Below are 15,202 nucleotides of genomic sequence, written 5' to 3'. Positions count from 1 at the left end.
GTATGAAAGATTCATACGGAGGTTTTGGTGTATTTCTGTTAAGCTTTTTGCGGTAAAATCTTATAAAGAATAAAGCTAATGATAAATCCTAAAAGAGCAAAGCTGATATAGCCCATATTGTAGCTACCAAGTGGCACGACGCTAGTAAAGAAATGCGAGATGGACTGAGGAATGGTAAAGAGCTGCGTTTGACCAGCTAGGGTACTCATCGCATCATAAAACGCTGGAATGGCTGTAAAGGCAATTGTCGTCTTATAAACCAGCGGGCTCTCTGCGATAAAAGGTTTTAGGAAAACCAGAATAATAATCACCATGGTCAATGGGTAGAGAAGATAGAGGACAGGAAGTGACCATTTAATCAACTCTGACAAACCGCCAAAGTAAAAAACAGTAGCGATAAGGGTAAAGAGTGTTGCCCATGTGACGTGAGACAGTTTTGGGAAAGTCTTGTGGAAATACTCAGCACAGGCAGTGATAAGCCCAGTTGATGTTGTCAAGCAGGCGAGGAAAATTGCCATGGCTAAAATCGCTTGACCGATTGTCCCCATGTAGTAGGCGGCAGACTGACTCAGGACATTTCCTCCGTCAATCGGTTTACCATTGAGCTGGAAGGCACCATTTGCGAAAGTGAAAAGGGACTGAGAAGTAGCTCCGATACGTGCGATAAAGATATAGATAGCAGCAAGGAGAACAGCTGCGATGATACCAGATTTTAAGGTTAATTGTGCGATAGCTTTGGGAGTCTTAGCTCCATAGCCTTTGGCAGACTCGATGACTAAAATGGCAAAGGCAAGCGCTGCCAGAGCGTCCATTGTTCCATAACCTTGGATAAGTCCAGCCACAAAAGGTAAATCATGAAAACTATCACTAACGCTGGCACTAGCATTAACAGCTTGCCCCAAATGTCCTGCTGGAGAGACGAAGGAAGCAATAATCAAAATGGCAAGGATGATGAGTAGCGTCGGTGTCAGATACTTACCGATACGGTCAGCGATTTTGCTAGGACGAATGGCTAGAATGTATGATAAGCCAAAGAAAAAGAGCCCGTAGGTGATTTTGATAGCCAAACCATTTCCAAAAATAGGGGCAATACCGACAGAGTAAGAGGTGGCTCCTGTTCTTGGAATGGCAAAGAAAGGACCAATAGAGAGGTAGAGAGCAATCGCAAAAAAGCGAGCGTAAGACTTTGAAGCAGGCTGAGTAATGCTCTCAATATCGTTTTTACCAGAATAAGCGACAGCAACCACACCAAGAAGTGGCAAGGTAACGCCTGTAATGATAAAGCCTAGGATGGACTGCCAGAGGTTTTTACCTGAGTAAATCCCAAGCAGCGCTGGGTAAATGAGATTGGCAGCTCCAAAAAAGAGCGCAAAAAGCATGAGACCAACAATCCAGTAAGTTGATTTGTGACGCATAGGACCTCCTAATTGTATAAAATTGAATGTAATTGTATGACAATTATTATAACAAGTTTTATGACAGCTTGTCAATAGTCTTAAAGAAAACTAAAAAAGGAAATGGCAGATTGTTTTGCCATTTCCTTTTGGGTTAACCTAAGAAGCGTTGTAAGAACTCTTTGGTACGTTCTTCCTGTGGATTCTCAAAGATTTGCTGAGGCGTGCCTTGCTCGGCGATAACCCCTTTATCCATGAAAATGACACGGTCAGAAACGTCACGTGCAAATTCCATCTCATGGGTTACAATAATCATTGTAAGACCAGATTTGGCGAGTTCTTGCATGGTTTTGAGTACCTCTCCGACCATCTCAGGGTCAAGAGCAGAGGTAGGCTCGTCAAAGAGCATAGCTTCTGGATTGACAGACAGAGCACGTGCGATAGCGACACGTTGCTTTTGCCCACCAGATAGTTGTTTAGGTTTGGCTTTCCAATATTGCTCTGTCATACCGACAGCATTTAGATTATTTTGGGCAATGGCTTTTGCTTCTTCGTAACTGCGTTTTAGGACAGTCGTTTGTGCGACAATAGCATTGTCAAGGACGTTGAGGTTTTCAAAAAGGTTAAAGGATTGGAAAACCATGCCGAGTTTTTCACGATAAGCGGTCAAATCATACCCTTTTTCAAGGACGTTTTGTCCGTGAAAGAGAATCTCACCAGCAGTTGGCTCTTCCAGTAAGTTGATAGAGCGTAAAAAGGTTGACTTCCCAGAACCAGATGAGCCAATAATAGAGATGACCTCACCTTTATTGACAGACAGAGAAATGTCTTTTAAAACTTCATTTGCTCCAAAGGATTTTTTTAGATGTTTAATCTCAAGAATTGTTTGTGTCATTAGTTTACCACCTTTGTTTGCATTTGGTTTGCGCCAGTCGTGTAGTCGTCTGAGTCAAAACGCTTTTCAATGTAGCGAAGGATACGTGTTACCGTAAAGGTCAAAATGAAGTAGATGACAGCGATGATAAAGAAGGTTTGGAAATATTGGTAGGTCTGTGTAGCCACAGTATTTCCTGAGAAGTAGAGCTCAACAACGGAGATAACGTTCAAGACAGACGTATCCTTGATGTTGATGACAAATTCATTACCAGTTGCTGGAAGGATGTTGCGGATAACCTGTGGTAGGACGATTTTACGCATGGTCTGGTTATGCGTAAAGCCAAGAGCAGTAGCGGCTTCAAACTGTCCTTTGTCAACAGCGAAGATACCACCACGCACAATCTCACTCATGTAAGCACCTGTGTTGATAGAGACGATGAAAATCGCAGCTAATGTACGGTCAAGCGAGATACCAAAGGCTTGAGCCGTTCCGTAGTAGATAACCATAGCTTGTACAATCATCGGTGTTCCACGGAAGATTTCGATATAGACATTGAGCAACCAGCCAAAGGCTTTTTGCAAAATAGCAAGCACTCGATTTGCTGCGAGAGGGGCTGTACGATAGACTCCGATTAAAAGACCGATAAAGAGTCCAACGATTGTCCCAACGATAGAGATAAGTAAGGTGATTCCTGTTCCACGTAGGAATTGTTGCCAATTTTCTTTAAAAATGGTTACCACTTGTTTAAAGAAAGATGATTTTTCATCGGTAGCAACCGTTGCAGGCTGACGTGAAATCATATCGTCCATCAAGTTGATTTGCTCGGTTTTTGAAATGCCATCAAGAACCTTGTTGACCTTTGTGATGATAGGGTCGTTCTTACGAAGACCAACAGCGATATTGGTATCAGACTCAGATGTGTTAAAGCCATCTTTTAGCGTAATCATCTTGAGATTAGGATTAGCATTTTGCGCTGATAGGGCGTCAGGACGCTCAGAGACGTAAGCGTCGATGATACCAGACTCGACGGCTTGGCGAAGTTGTGTGAAGTCCCCCATAGCGACTTCTTTTTGCACGCCGTTGATTTGAGAGATAAGGTCATAGAGGTAAACTCCTTGTTGAGCAGTGACCTTTGCTCCCTTGAAGTCACTCAGTTTTGTAGCGTTAGCGTATTTGCCTTTGCTATTGACCACTAGAGTAGGCTCTGAGATATAGTAAGCATCTGAGAAGGCGATTTCTTTTTTACGTTCTTCAGTAGGGCTCATCCCAGCGATAATCATGTCAATCTTACCAGAAGTAAGGGCAGGTACGAGTCCTTCCCATTTGGTTTTGACAACTAGGACTTTTTTATTAAGAGCGCTAGCGATTTTTTTGGCGATTTGCACATCATAACCGTTAGCGTATTGGTTAGTCCCTTCAATCTTGACAGCGCCATTACTATTATCATTTTGCGTCCAGTTAAAAGGGGCATAAGCTGCTTCCATCCCTACACGGAGGTAATCATCAGCTTGAGCTGTAGACACCCCTCCAAAAAGAATAAAAAGAGCTGCTGTGATACTTAGAAAAAGTTTCTTCATGACATAACTCCTGTAAAATAAAATACCAACTCTATTTTATAAGAAAATACCACAAAAGGCAATAGAGCATTAAAAGACACGGTGTCAAAATCAAGGGTGATAAGTATTTGTTATCGCCATGATAGTAATTTTATATTAGTGTTATAAAGGTAAACGTGCTATCATATAAGCATATTGATTTCAGAAAAAAGGAGATAATCTCATGAAAGTGAAGAAATTATTGGGTATTGCAGGTTTGACATTGGCTGCTGGAGCGCTTTTAGCGGCTTGCAGCTCAAAGTCAGATAGTAACTCATCTAGCAGCAAAAGTGGTAAAACAGAAATTACCTTTGCGACTGTTGGGACAACAAAGCCATTCTCATACGAAAAAGATGGCAAATTGACAGGTTATGACGTCGAGGTGGCAAAAGCTGTCTTTAAAGGTTCCGACAAATATTCTGTAACCTTCAAGAAAACAGAGTGGTCTTCTATCTTTACCGGCATCGACGCCGGTAAATACCAAATGGGCGGCAACAACATCAGCTTCTCAGCAGAGCGTGCTAGCAAGTACCTCTTCTCAACCCCTATCGGCTCAACACCAGCAGTTCTAGTGGTACCAAAAAACAGCAATATCAAGTCCTATGACGACATCGCAGGACACTCAACACAAGTGGTGCAAGGGACATCAACAGCGACTCAGCTAGAGAACTTTAACAAAGATCACAGCAGTGACCCCGTCAAAATCAACTACACAGAAGAAACTATCAGTCAAATTCTTGGAAACCTAAACAGTGGTAAATACGACTTCAAGATTTTTGATGCGCCGTCTGTAAACTCTATCATCAAAGAGCAAGGCTTGACTAATCTTAAAACTATTGAATTGCCATCAGATGAAAAACCGTATATCTACTTCATCTTTGGTCAAGACCAAAAAGACCTTCAAACCTTTGTCAATAAACGCTTGAAAGAACTTCAAAAAGACGGCACACTAGCTAAACTCTCTAAAGAATATCTCGGTGGCGATTACGCCCCAAGTGCGGATGAATTGACAGTGCCTTCAGCAAGTTAATCTACCAAAACATCTCAAAAGTGATTTTGAGGTGTTTTTTTATAAGGTTTAGCGGGTTAGTTATAGTTTTTAGCTATAACTAACCCATCAAAATAACAATTTGAAAGATAAAATAATCTATGCGATAATAAATGCATATCAAAAAGAGAGAAAGAGGAGTCTCCATGAAGTTTAAGAAAGTCATTACAGGAATTGCATTAGCAACAGCAGCTGCATTGTCATTAGCTGCTTACACAACACAAAATGCAGAAGCAGCAAGCAAGTCAAGCAGTAAAACAGTTAAAGTGGGGGTTATGACCTTCTCTGACACTGAAAAAGCACGCTGGGACAAAATCAAAGAACTTGTCGGCGATAAAGCTAATATAGAATTTACAGAGTTTACAGATTATACACAACCCAATGAAGCCGTAGCAAACAAAGAAATTGACATCAATGCTTTCCAGCACTACAACTTCCTTGAAAACTGGAACAAAGAAAACAAACAAAATCTTGTAGCCATTGCGGACACTTATCTTGCTCCTATTCGTTTGTACTCTGATAAAGTGAAAAAAGTGAAAAGTATTCCTAAAAACGGAACAATCGCTATTCCAAACGATGCGACCAACGAAAGCCGTGCCCTTTATCTTTTACAATCAGCAGGTTTGATTAAGCTAAATGTCTCAGGAACTGAGATTGCTACAGTGGCTAACATCACTAAAAATCCTAAGAATCTAAACATCCAAGAGTTGGATGCCAGCCAAACAGCTCGTTCGCTAAAAGACGTTGATGCTGCTGTTATCAACAACACTTACATCGAACAAGCAAACTTGACAACAGATGATGCTATCTACGTTGAAAAGTCAGACAAAAACTCTAAACAATGGGTCAACGTTATTGCAGCACGTAAAAACTGGAAGAAACAAAAGAATGCAGCTGCTATCCAAGCCATCATCGACGCTTACCATACGGACGAAGTGAAGAAAGTTATCAAAGATACCTCATCAGATATTCCACAATGGTAATGGTAAGTATCTATAGAGTATAAACTAGAAGAAGTTGGGACTTTGGTTTCAACTTCTTTAAACGATTGAGGAGAAAAGCATGTCATTTTCCACTGAAAAAGAACAACTTGCTAAATTTCAACAGGATGAGATTAGCCAGCACTATTTTGAAGTGCTGAGGACACTCATTTCTAAAAAATCTATCTTTGCGCAAAATGTGGGTCTAAAAGAGGTAGCGACTTATCTCGGTGAGGTCTTTACAGCTGCGGGGGCTCATGTTATCGTAGATGATAGCTATACAGCGCCATTTGTCATCGCTGAGTTCAAGTCATCAAAAAAAGACGCTAAGACCATTATCTTTTACAATCACTATGATACTGTACCAGCTGACAATGACCAGCCTTGGACAGATGATCCATTTACCTTGTCTGTGCATTATGGTATGATGTATGGACGTGGTGTTAATGACGACAAGGGAAATATCACAGCTCGTTTGTCTGCAGTGAGAAAGTACATGCGTGCACATGGCGATGATTTGCCTGTGAATATCACCTTTATCATGGAGGGGGCTGAAGAGTCCGCTTCGATGAATCTTGAGGACTATCTCGCCAAGTACAAAAAACGCCTGCAAGGAGCTGACTTACTGGTCTGGGAGGATGGCTCGAAAAATAAAGAAGATCAGCTTGAGATTTTAGGAGGGAACAAAGGGATTGTCACCTTTAATCTCCATGTAGACTCGGCTGATGTGGACATTCACTCTTCTTTTGGCGGTGTCATTGACTCGGCTGCTTGGTATTTGGTGAGAGCCTTAGCTAGCTTACGAGATGATAAGGGCAAGATTTTAGTGGATGGTATTTATGATCAGGTGATTCCGCCAAATGAGCGTGAGTTGGCTCTGGTCAAGCGCTATGCCAATCGCTCTGCTTCTTCATTGACAGAAATATATGGCTTGCAATTGCCTATGCTAAAAACGGATACAGAAGAGTTGCTGCGCTATTTCTTCTTTGAGCCGTCTCTGACGATTGAGGGTATCACCACTGGCTACCAAGGCGATGGTGTCAAGACCATTCTGCCTGCGCATGCTTCTTGTAAAGCAGAGGTTCGTCTGGTTCCTGGCTTGACGCCAGAAGGAGTCTTAGAGGCGATTCGAGCGCATTTAGACAAAGAAGGTTTTTCTGCTGTTCAGTTGGAGTTCACGCTTGGTGAGATGAGTTATCGCAGTGACATGTCAGCTCCGTCAGTTCTGAAGGTCATCCAACTGGCAGAGCAGTTTTATGAAAAAGGTGTTTCCGTACTTCCGACATCGGCTGGAACGGGTCCTATGCACACCGTTTATGAGGCACTAGGCGCTCCGATGGCAGCCTTTGGCATTGGTAATGTCAATAGTCGTGATCACGGCGGAGATGAAAATGTCAGCATCGCAGATTATTATACACATATTGAATTAGTGGAGGCTTTGATAAAATCTTATGAGTAATGAAGTAATGATTGATTTGAGTCATATTGATGTGACTTTTCATCAGAAAAAACGCATAATTGAGGCGGTTAAGGATGTGAGTTTGCAGATCAATAAAGGCGATATTTACGGGATTGTTGGCTATTCTGGAGCAGGAAAGTCAACACTTGTGCGTGTGGTCAATTTATTGCAAGAACCAAGCCGTGGGACAATCACTATTGACAAGCAAGTCATCTATGACAATAAAGTCAAGCTAAGCGGTAGCCAGTTGCGTCAGCAACGCCGTGATATCGGGATGATTTTCCAGCACTTTAACTTGATGAGTCAGATGACTGCAGAGCAAAATGTTGCCTTTGCCCTCAAGCACTCAGGCTTGTCAAAAGCTGAAAAGAAAGAAAAAGTCGCTCGTCTTTTGGATTTGGTTGGCTTGTCGGACCGTGCGCAGAATTATCCATCGCAGCTCTCAGGTGGGCAAAAACAGCGTGTCGCTATTGCACGTGCGCTAGCCAATGACCCAAAAATCCTCATCTCTGATGAGTCCACCTCTGCGCTTGACCCTAAGACAACTAAGCAGATCTTAGCATTACTCAAAGAACTCAATGAAAAGTTGGGCTTGACCATTGTCCTTATAACGCATGAGATGCAAATCGTCAAAGACATCGCAAACCGTGTAGCGGTCATGCAAAACGGTCATCTCATCGAAGAAGGCAGCGTCCTAGACATCTTTACAAATCCTAAAGAAGAGCTGACGCAAGACTTTATCAAAACAGCGACAGGTATCGATGAAGCGCTAGCTAAGATTAAGCAACAATCGATTATCAAAGACCTATCAGCAAACAGCCGCTTAGTGCTACTCAAGTACGCTGGAAACAGCACAGACGAGCCACTGTTAAATGGTATCTACAAACGTTTCAACGTTGAGACAAATATCCTCTACGGTAACATCGAGATTTTGGATAATGTGCCTGTTGGTGAGATGATTGTGGTCTTATCTGGTGAAAAGGACAAGGTCGAAGCGGCTTGTGCTGCCATTGAAGAGATGGATGTACAGATTACAGTATTGAAAGAGGGGCAAAAGGCATGATGGAATGGATTCAGACACATTTACCTTATGTGTATCAGATGGGCTGGAGCGGTCCTTATGGCTGGCAGACAGCTATCACACAGACACTTTACATGACTTTCTGGTCATTTATCATCGGTGGTTTTATGGGCTTAGTCGGTGGGCTATTTCTTGTTTTGATGGGACCTCGTGGTGTCATTGAAAACCGCTTGGTCTTTAATATCTTAGACAAGGTTGTCTCTGTTTTTAGGGCATTTCCTTTCATTATCCTCTTAGCCTTTATCTCACCTGTGACACGAGCTATTGTGGGAACGACGCTAGGGTCTGATGCGGCTCTTGTGCCTTTGTCACTGGCGGTATTTCCGTTCTTTGCTCGTCAGGTTCAGGTGGTTCTATCAGAGCTTGATAGTGGGGTTATCGAAGCAGCACAGGCTTCTGGTGCGACCCTTTGGGATATTATCCTCGTCTATCTGAGAGAGGGACTTCCTGAGCTTATCCGTGTGTCAACAGTGACCTTGATTTCACTGGTTGGTGAAACAGCTATGGCTGGTGCTATCGGCGGTGGTGGTCTAGGTTCTGTAGCAATTGCAAAAGGTTACAACTACTCTCGTGAGGACATCACACTAGTAGCGACGCTCTTAATTATGATTTTGATTTTCCTTATCCAGTTTGTGGGCGATTTTCTCACCCGTAAATTGAGTCATAAATAAAGCAAAAGACAAGGTTCATGCCTTGTCTTTTTAAAAAATACTAAGAGAAAGAATAATGAGAAAATTTTGATAAGATTGACGACTTTTCTTGGATGTGCTATCATAAAAACATTGAAATAGTAAGGAGACACTATGAAACGCATTATTCGAACATGGAACAAAACGAGCCTTATCAAGCGTATCACAATAGGTGTTATTGTGGGGCTTTTGTTAGGATTATTACTACCAAAGGTGAGCGCTATTGGTATCTTGGGGGATTTGTTTGTCGGTGGACTCAAGGCGGTTGCACCACTTCTTGTCTTTACCTTGGTTGCTAGTGCTCTCTCGCAGCACCAGTCGGGTCAAAAGACCAATATGAGCACTGTCATTTTTCTCTACATATTTGGGACATTTGCAGCGGCTTTAGTGGCTGTTTTGGTCAATTATATCTTCCCGCTAACGCTTGTTTTGACCAAGTCAACCAAGTCTAATCTATCAGCACCACAAGGAGTGGGAGAGGTCTTTCATGATTTATTGCTCAAGGTGGTGGACAACCCTATCAATGCTTTAGCGACAGCTAACTACATTAGTGTCCTAGCATGGGCAGTTGTCTTTGGCTTAGCGATGCGAACTGCTAGTCAGCACACCAAGGACTTGATGCAGACCATGGCAGAAGTCACGTCAAAGGTTGTGCGCTGGATTATCAATCTTGCACCATTTGGTATCATGGGGCTTGTCTTTACGACCATTTCTGATAATGGGATTGGCATTTTAGCCAAGTATGGTCTCCTTATCGTGACCTTGGTAGGCACCATGCTCTTTGTAGCGCTTGTGGTGAATCCGCTCATCGCCTTTATCATGACTAGGGAAAATCCTTATCCGCTTGTTTTTCGTTGCTTGAAAGAATCAGGCGTGACTGCCTTTTTCACCAGAAGTTCAGCAGCCAATATCCCTGTCAATATGAAACTCTGCGAGGACTTGGGACTGGATAAGGACACTTACTCAGTATCCATTCCACTAGGTGCTACCATCAATATGGCGGGGGCTGCGGTGACCATTAACGTTTTAACACTTGCTGCGGTCAATACGTTAGGGATTTCAGTTGATTTTCCAACGGCGCTGTTATTAAGTATCGTTGCAGCTATCTCAGCCTGCGGAGCGTCAGGTGTTGCAGGTGGTTCACTACTGTTGATTCCTGTGGCTTGTAGCTTGTTTGGCATTTCTAATGACCTTGCCATGCAGGTCGTGGGTGTTGGCTTTATCGTAGGTGTGGTGCAGGATTCTTGCGAGACTGCCCTCAACTCATCAACAGACGTCCTCTTTACAGCCATTGCTGAAAAGTCTGTTTGGGGCAAGAAAAAAAGACAAACGCAAGCTAAAGCGCAGCTACAATAATGCTGTTAGACTCACCATGACTTTTGGGGGTCGGATTAAAAAATACTTTTTAAAGCGAATTTGGAGAGTGACTTCCAAGCAGAAATTTAAGAGACAAAAAATAGACTAGCAATCCTGCTAGTCTATTTTTAATCAAAATACCCCAGATAATCAAACTTTTCAAAAGTGTCGTTGTTAGCGATAGCGACGATGATTTCGCCTTCTTTGAGGGGTTCTTGAAGGGCGATGTTGGTCTCTAGTTTGTTGGTTTTAGAGCGTCTGATACCGATAAGGTTGAGATTATACTGCTTGCGAACATCAAGTTCAACGACGGTTTTGCCTGCCCAAGTTTTAGGGACAGCAAACTCAATAACCTTGACATCAGACTCAATCTCAAACACATCAGTGATACGGTGGCGTAAAAGCTGAGAAGCGAGGTAGCTCCCCGACTCACGCTCAGGTGAGATGACCGTGTCCGCTCCGATTTCATAGAGAACCTCTTGAAAAAGGGTGTTGCGAGCTTTAGCGATAATCTTAGGCACGCCTAGTTTTTTACAGTGCATAATCGCTAAAACCGAGCTCTCTAAGCTATTTCCAGTAGCAATGACCACACAATCACAATCTGCAATACCGACCCGTTTGAGAAAATCAAGGTCCGTAATATCACCAATCGCTCCCTTTGTCACATAGTCTGCGACTGCTTGGACTTTTTCAGAATGAGTATCACAAGCAATAACGTCTTGGTCAAACTTGCTGAGGTCTTGGGCAACGGTTTGTCCGAAAATCCCCAAGCCTAAAACGCCAAAAATTTTTGGTTTCATAATTGCCTTTCTATATCTAGCCAAGGATAATATCCGTTTTTGCATAGGTCACTTCTTTTCTTCGATTTTGGAGAAGCGCCATGATGACAGTGATCGGTCCGACCCGTCCGATAAACATCAAAACCATAATGATAATGCGTCCAACTGTGGATAGCTTAGTCGTGATGTCCATAGATACACCAACGGTCGCAAGAGCACTAGTGGCTTCAAAAAAGAGAGCAAACGGACTCAAATGCGGCTCAAACTCTAGCAGTAAGAGATAAGCTGTCAAAAGGACGCTAAAGAAGAAAATCAGAACAACCAAAGTTTGTCGGATAATCTTTCGAGGTACTGTCCGAAAACGATAGGTCACCTGTGTTTGCCCTCTGACTTCAGATTTTAAGAGGAGAAACAGAACAGCGACAACGGTCACTTTCATTCCCCCAGCTGTCCCCCCTGGGCTTCCTCCAATCATCATCTGGATGATATAAACGAGATTGGTCGAGTTTTCCGCTTGAGCGTAGTTGATAGTGGAAAAACCAGCCGTTCTCATAGTGACTGTCTGGAAAAAGCTGACAAGCCCTTGCTTAGCAAAGGAAAGCTGTCCGATGGTTTTAGGATTGGAGGCTTCTAGGAGCCATGAGAGGACCGTTCCTAGGATGAGAAGCACAGCTGTTGTCTCTAGTACGAGCAGGGTGTGATTGTTGAGCTGCTTTGTAAAAGCTCGCAATCGTCTTGGTTTGCTTTTAAAAAAGTGCCTTGCTGCATGGTAGAGGTCTCGCCAAACCATAAAGCCAAGCCCACCAGAAATGATGAGAAAGGCAATAACCAGATTGACCAAAGTGTTGGTTTGAAAATGTTGGAGACTGCTTCCTCCGAGATTGTCAAAACCAGCATTACAAAAGGCTGAGATAGCGAGAAACAGGCTGTTAAATATCCCATGAGCTAGCCCATAACGTGGGATGAAGTCAATCATCAAAAGAAGAGCACAGATACTCTCGATAATCAAAGTGACTCGGTAAATGGTAAAGAGATAACTCTTTAGATTGTTGGCGCTGTCGTAGGTGATAGCACTCTGCAGTAGATTTTGGTCCCGCAAGGACATCTTGCGATTTAAGACAAAATACGAAATGGAAATCAAAGTCACAAGACCGAGACCGCCAATCTGCATCAAAAACATGGAGATTACTTGACCAAAGCCATTGTAGACCTCTGCAACAGGAAAAACAGAAAGCCCTGTCACACAGACCATAGAAACAGCGGTAAAAAGATGGTCGAGATAAGTTGTCGCAGGAGCGTTGTGGTAGTGCGCAATAGGCAGCGATAGCAAGAGGCTACCGATAAAGATAACCACCAAAAAGCTAAAGCTCAGCTGTTTGGTAACAGACATGCGATGGATATTAAAAATCGAAAACATAAAAACCTCACTACAGTGGCTTCTTAGCAGGAAGCCCAGCTCGTCTAGGGTATTTATTTGGCGTTTCTTTTTTCTTTTCGACGATTGTCAAATTGCGCTTATCACCGTTTGGTAGTTGGTAGTCACGACTGGTGATGACGCTAGCAAAAAGCAGGGTCAAAGCAGTTTTAGCCTCACTCAGTTCACTACCTGCTGCCGAAGCTTTGAGAGCGATGAGGCGTCCATTGAGTTTTAGAAAAGGAATCGTCAGCTCTGACAACACTTGCATTCTAGCGACGGCACGTGCGGTGACGATGTCAAATTGCCCACGAAAAGCCTTGTCATGTCCAAAATCCTCAGCCCGTCCGTGGTAAAAATGCACACCGTCAAGCTCTAATTCCTCTGCTAAATGCTTTAAAAAAGTGATGCGCTTGTTGAGCGAGTCGATGATGGTCACATCAAGTTTAGGAAAGATGATTTTCATAGGCAGGCTAGGAAAGCCAGCACCCGCTCCAATATCAAGCAATCGGATGTCTTCATTCTTAATATCCCCAAATAAAATAGGGCTAATAGAGTCGTAAAAGTGCTTGAGATAAACGTCATTTTTCTCTGTGATGGCTGTGAGATTTATCTTTTGATTCCACTCCACAAGTAGCTCAAAATAGCGCTCAAACTGCTCTTTTTGCTCTTGCGTCAGATGGATATTTTGCTGCTCTAACTGTTGGTAAAATTCTTTAGGTGTCATGTGTCCTCCTTTAGGTCTATAGGCTTTTATTGTACCAAAATGCTGGTAAAAAATATATCAGAAACAATGTCTTTATCTTGAGTTTATCTAAAAAATTGTTATAATATAATAAAACAGATAAATGGAGGTTCTACAATGATCTGGATTATTTTGGCTATTATTGTGATTATTGTCCTTTGGCTGATCATCAGCTACAATGGTCTTGTTAGAAGTCGTATGCACACACAAGAAGCGTGGAGTCAGATTGATGTGCAGCTTAAACGTCGTAATGATCTTATTCCGAACTTGATTGAGACCGTAAAAGGTTACTCAGCTTACGAAGGAAAAACACTAGAGAAGATTTCAGAGTTGCGTGCACAAGTGGCTAAAGCGCAAAATCCTGTGGATGCTATGGCAGCAAGTAATGAGCTTAGCCGTCAGGTGACAGGTCTCTTTGCAGTCGCTGAAAACTACCCTGACCTAAAAGCTAATGCTAGCTTTGTTAAATTGCAAGAAGAGTTGACAAACACAGAAAATAAAATCTCTTACTCCCGTCAACTCTATAACACCACTACAGCGAACTACAATGTCAAACTGGAAACATTTCCATCTAACATCGTAGGTAATCTCTTTGGCTTTAAAGCCAGTCAGTTCTTGGAAATTCCAGAAGAAGAAAAAGAAGTTCCTAAAGTATCATTTGATTTTTAAGAATGCCATTTAAGGGTTAGAAAGGACAATCATGCTTTACAACCAAATCGCTCAAAACAAAAGGCGAACTGTTGTCTTGCTCTTTTTCTTCTTTTTACTGCTAGGTGCGATTGGGGCTGCGGTTGGCTATCTTTGGCTAGGCAATGTCACAGGTGGCGTGCTGATTGCTCTAGTTATTGGCTTTATCTATGCGGTTTCTATGATTTTTCAATCCACCAATATCGTCATGTCTATGAACAATGCACGTGAGGTGACCGAAGAGGAAGTACCAGACCTGTATCATATCGTTGAGGACATGGCGATGGTAGCACAGATTCCTATGCCACGTGTCTTTATCATTGATGACCCATCTTTAAATGCCTTTGCGACAGGTTCAAGTCCACAAAACGCTGCGGTTGCTGCAACGAGTGGGCTTTTAGCGATTATGAATCGTGAAGAACTCGAAGGGGTTATCGGGCATGAGATTAGCCATATTCGCAACTATGATATCCGTATCTCAACCATTGCTGTGGCTCTAGCCAGTGCCATTACGCTGTTATCTAGTCTTGGTAGCCGTATGATGTGGTATGGAGGCGGTAGACGTCGTAATGACGACCGTGAAGAAGGCGGAGCAAATATTTTCATTCTTATCTTTTCGATTTTGGCTCTGATTTTAGCGCCGCTAGCTGCAACGCTTGTTCAACTAGCGATTTCACGCCAAAGGGAGTACCTAGCAGACGCTAGTTCAGTAGAGCTCACTAGAAACCCTCAAGGGATGATTAGAGCGTTAGAAAAATTAGAACAGTCGCAGCCCATGCAACAGCCTGTTGATTCTGCAAGCGCTGCCTTGTTTATCAATGATCCCAAGAAAAAAGAGGGAATGAAATCACTATTTTACACGCACCCTCCGATTGCTGATCGGATTGAGCGTTTAAAGCACATGTAGTTTTCTAAGTTGCTATAGGCTTTTTGGGCACATATAACACTTAGTGGAGTTTGAGAAAAAGTATCTCAAACTCTTTTCGCTAAATGAATGATTTGACTTCAAAATAATTAGATTAATAAAACAAACAAATTATTATTCTTTTTTAATTTAATATGTTATAATTGTATGGGAGATTACAGACTTCTAAAACA

Annotated in this window: 14 protein-coding genes; 8 read left to right on the top strand and 6 right to left on the bottom strand. The window is 42.6% G+C overall.

Annotated elements, in window-relative coordinates; all coding sequences use genetic code 11:
* Nucleotides 1-38: 38 nt before the first annotated feature.
* From brnQ to G5B60_RS08870, 3 genes are all read right to left on the bottom strand, one after another.
* Nucleotides 39-1,415: a branched-chain amino acid transport system II carrier protein gene (gene brnQ, locus G5B60_RS08880; protein ID WP_164683681.1), complete on the bottom strand. Its 1,377-nt coding sequence runs from the start codon at nucleotides 1,413-1,415 to the stop codon at nucleotides 39-41.
* A 133-nt stretch (nucleotides 1,416-1,548) separates the two neighbouring features.
* Nucleotides 1,549-2,289, bottom strand: a complete 741-nt coding sequence (locus G5B60_RS08875; protein ID WP_115270820.1) for an amino acid ABC transporter ATP-binding protein — start codon at nucleotides 2,287-2,289, stop codon at nucleotides 1,549-1,551.
* Nucleotides 2,289-3,848, bottom strand: coding sequence for an ABC transporter substrate-binding protein/permease (locus tag G5B60_RS08870; RefSeq protein ID WP_164683680.1), 1,560 nt, complete (start codon nucleotides 3,846-3,848; stop codon nucleotides 2,289-2,291). Before G5B60_RS08870 ends, G5B60_RS08875 begins: the two co-directional genes overlap by 1 nt.
* Nucleotides 3,849-4,050: 202 nt before the next feature.
* Here G5B60_RS08870 and G5B60_RS08865 point away from each other — a divergent pair, with 202 nt between their 5' ends.
* The 6 genes from G5B60_RS08865 to sstT all read left to right on the top strand — a co-directional run bounded on the left by G5B60_RS08865 (nucleotide 4,051) and on the right by sstT (nucleotide 10,479).
* Nucleotides 4,051-4,896 (top strand): amino acid ABC transporter substrate-binding protein, encoded by an 846-nt coding sequence (locus tag G5B60_RS08865; protein ID WP_164683679.1) that lies wholly within the window; start codon nucleotides 4,051-4,053, stop codon nucleotides 4,894-4,896.
* Nucleotides 4,897-5,060: 164 nt separating this feature from the next.
* Nucleotides 5,061-5,897 (top strand): MetQ/NlpA family ABC transporter substrate-binding protein, encoded by an 837-nt coding sequence (locus tag G5B60_RS08860; protein ID WP_115270814.1) that lies wholly within the window; start codon nucleotides 5,061-5,063, stop codon nucleotides 5,895-5,897.
* Nucleotides 5,898-5,976: 79 nt separating this feature from the next.
* Nucleotides 5,977-7,353: a M20/M25/M40 family metallo-hydrolase gene (locus G5B60_RS08855; protein WP_164683678.1), complete on the top strand. Its 1,377-nt coding sequence runs from the start codon at nucleotides 5,977-5,979 to the stop codon at nucleotides 7,351-7,353.
* A complete protein-coding gene (locus G5B60_RS08850; RefSeq protein WP_164683677.1) occupies nucleotides 7,346-8,416 on the top strand; it encodes a methionine ABC transporter ATP-binding protein in 1,071 nt (356 codons plus the stop codon). Before G5B60_RS08855 ends, G5B60_RS08850 begins: the two co-directional genes overlap by 8 nt.
* Nucleotides 8,413-9,105 carry a methionine ABC transporter permease gene (locus tag G5B60_RS08845; RefSeq protein WP_164683676.1) on the top strand — a complete coding sequence of 231 codons (693 nt, stop codon included), beginning with the start codon at nucleotides 8,413-8,415 and terminating at the stop codon, nucleotides 9,103-9,105. Before G5B60_RS08850 ends, G5B60_RS08845 begins: the two co-directional genes overlap by 4 nt.
* Nucleotides 9,106-9,237: 132 nt before the next feature.
* Nucleotides 9,238-10,479, top strand: a complete 1,242-nt coding sequence (sstT, locus tag G5B60_RS08840) for a serine/threonine transporter SstT (protein WP_164683675.1) — start codon at nucleotides 9,238-9,240, stop codon at nucleotides 10,477-10,479.
* A 128-nt stretch (nucleotides 10,480-10,607) separates the two neighbouring features.
* On the opposite strand, the gene G5B60_RS08835 is transcribed toward sstT, so the two are convergent.
* From G5B60_RS08835 to rsmG, 3 genes are read right to left on the bottom strand one after another with little or no spacing between them, the layout of a single operon-like run.
* Entirely contained in the window at nucleotides 10,608-11,279 is a 672-nt protein-coding gene (locus G5B60_RS08835) for a potassium channel family protein (protein ID WP_164683674.1), read from the bottom strand.
* 16 nt (nucleotides 11,280-11,295) lie between these two features.
* On the bottom strand, nucleotides 11,296-12,675 hold the full coding sequence (locus G5B60_RS08830; RefSeq protein ID WP_164683673.1) for a TrkH family potassium uptake protein: 1,380 nt from the start codon (nucleotides 12,673-12,675) through the stop codon (nucleotides 11,296-11,298).
* 10 nt (nucleotides 12,676-12,685) lie between these two features.
* A complete protein-coding gene (gene rsmG, locus G5B60_RS08825) occupies nucleotides 12,686-13,399 on the bottom strand; it encodes a 16S rRNA (guanine(527)-N(7))-methyltransferase RsmG (protein ID WP_164683672.1) in 714 nt (237 codons plus the stop codon).
* Between the two features lie 135 nt (nucleotides 13,400-13,534).
* On the opposite strand from rsmG, the gene G5B60_RS08820 reads away from it, so the two are divergent.
* Complete coding sequence (locus G5B60_RS08820; protein WP_164683671.1) at nucleotides 13,535-14,086, top strand: LemA family protein; 552 nt, start codon at nucleotides 13,535-13,537, stop codon at nucleotides 14,084-14,086.
* Nucleotides 14,087-14,117: 31 nt separating this feature from the next.
* On the top strand, nucleotides 14,118-15,011 hold the full coding sequence (gene htpX, locus G5B60_RS08815; RefSeq protein WP_164683670.1) for a zinc metalloprotease HtpX: 894 nt from the start codon (nucleotides 14,118-14,120) through the stop codon (nucleotides 15,009-15,011).
* Nucleotides 15,012-15,202 lie beyond the last annotated feature (191 nt).

The organism is Streptococcus hyointestinalis, assembly GCF_011039275.1.
In the GTDB taxonomy this organism is placed as follows: domain Bacteria; phylum Bacillota; class Bacilli; order Lactobacillales; family Streptococcaceae; genus Streptococcus; species Streptococcus hyointestinalis_A.
Note: the sequence above shows the minus strand (reverse complement) of the source record. Positions and strands in the feature narration are given on the sequence as shown.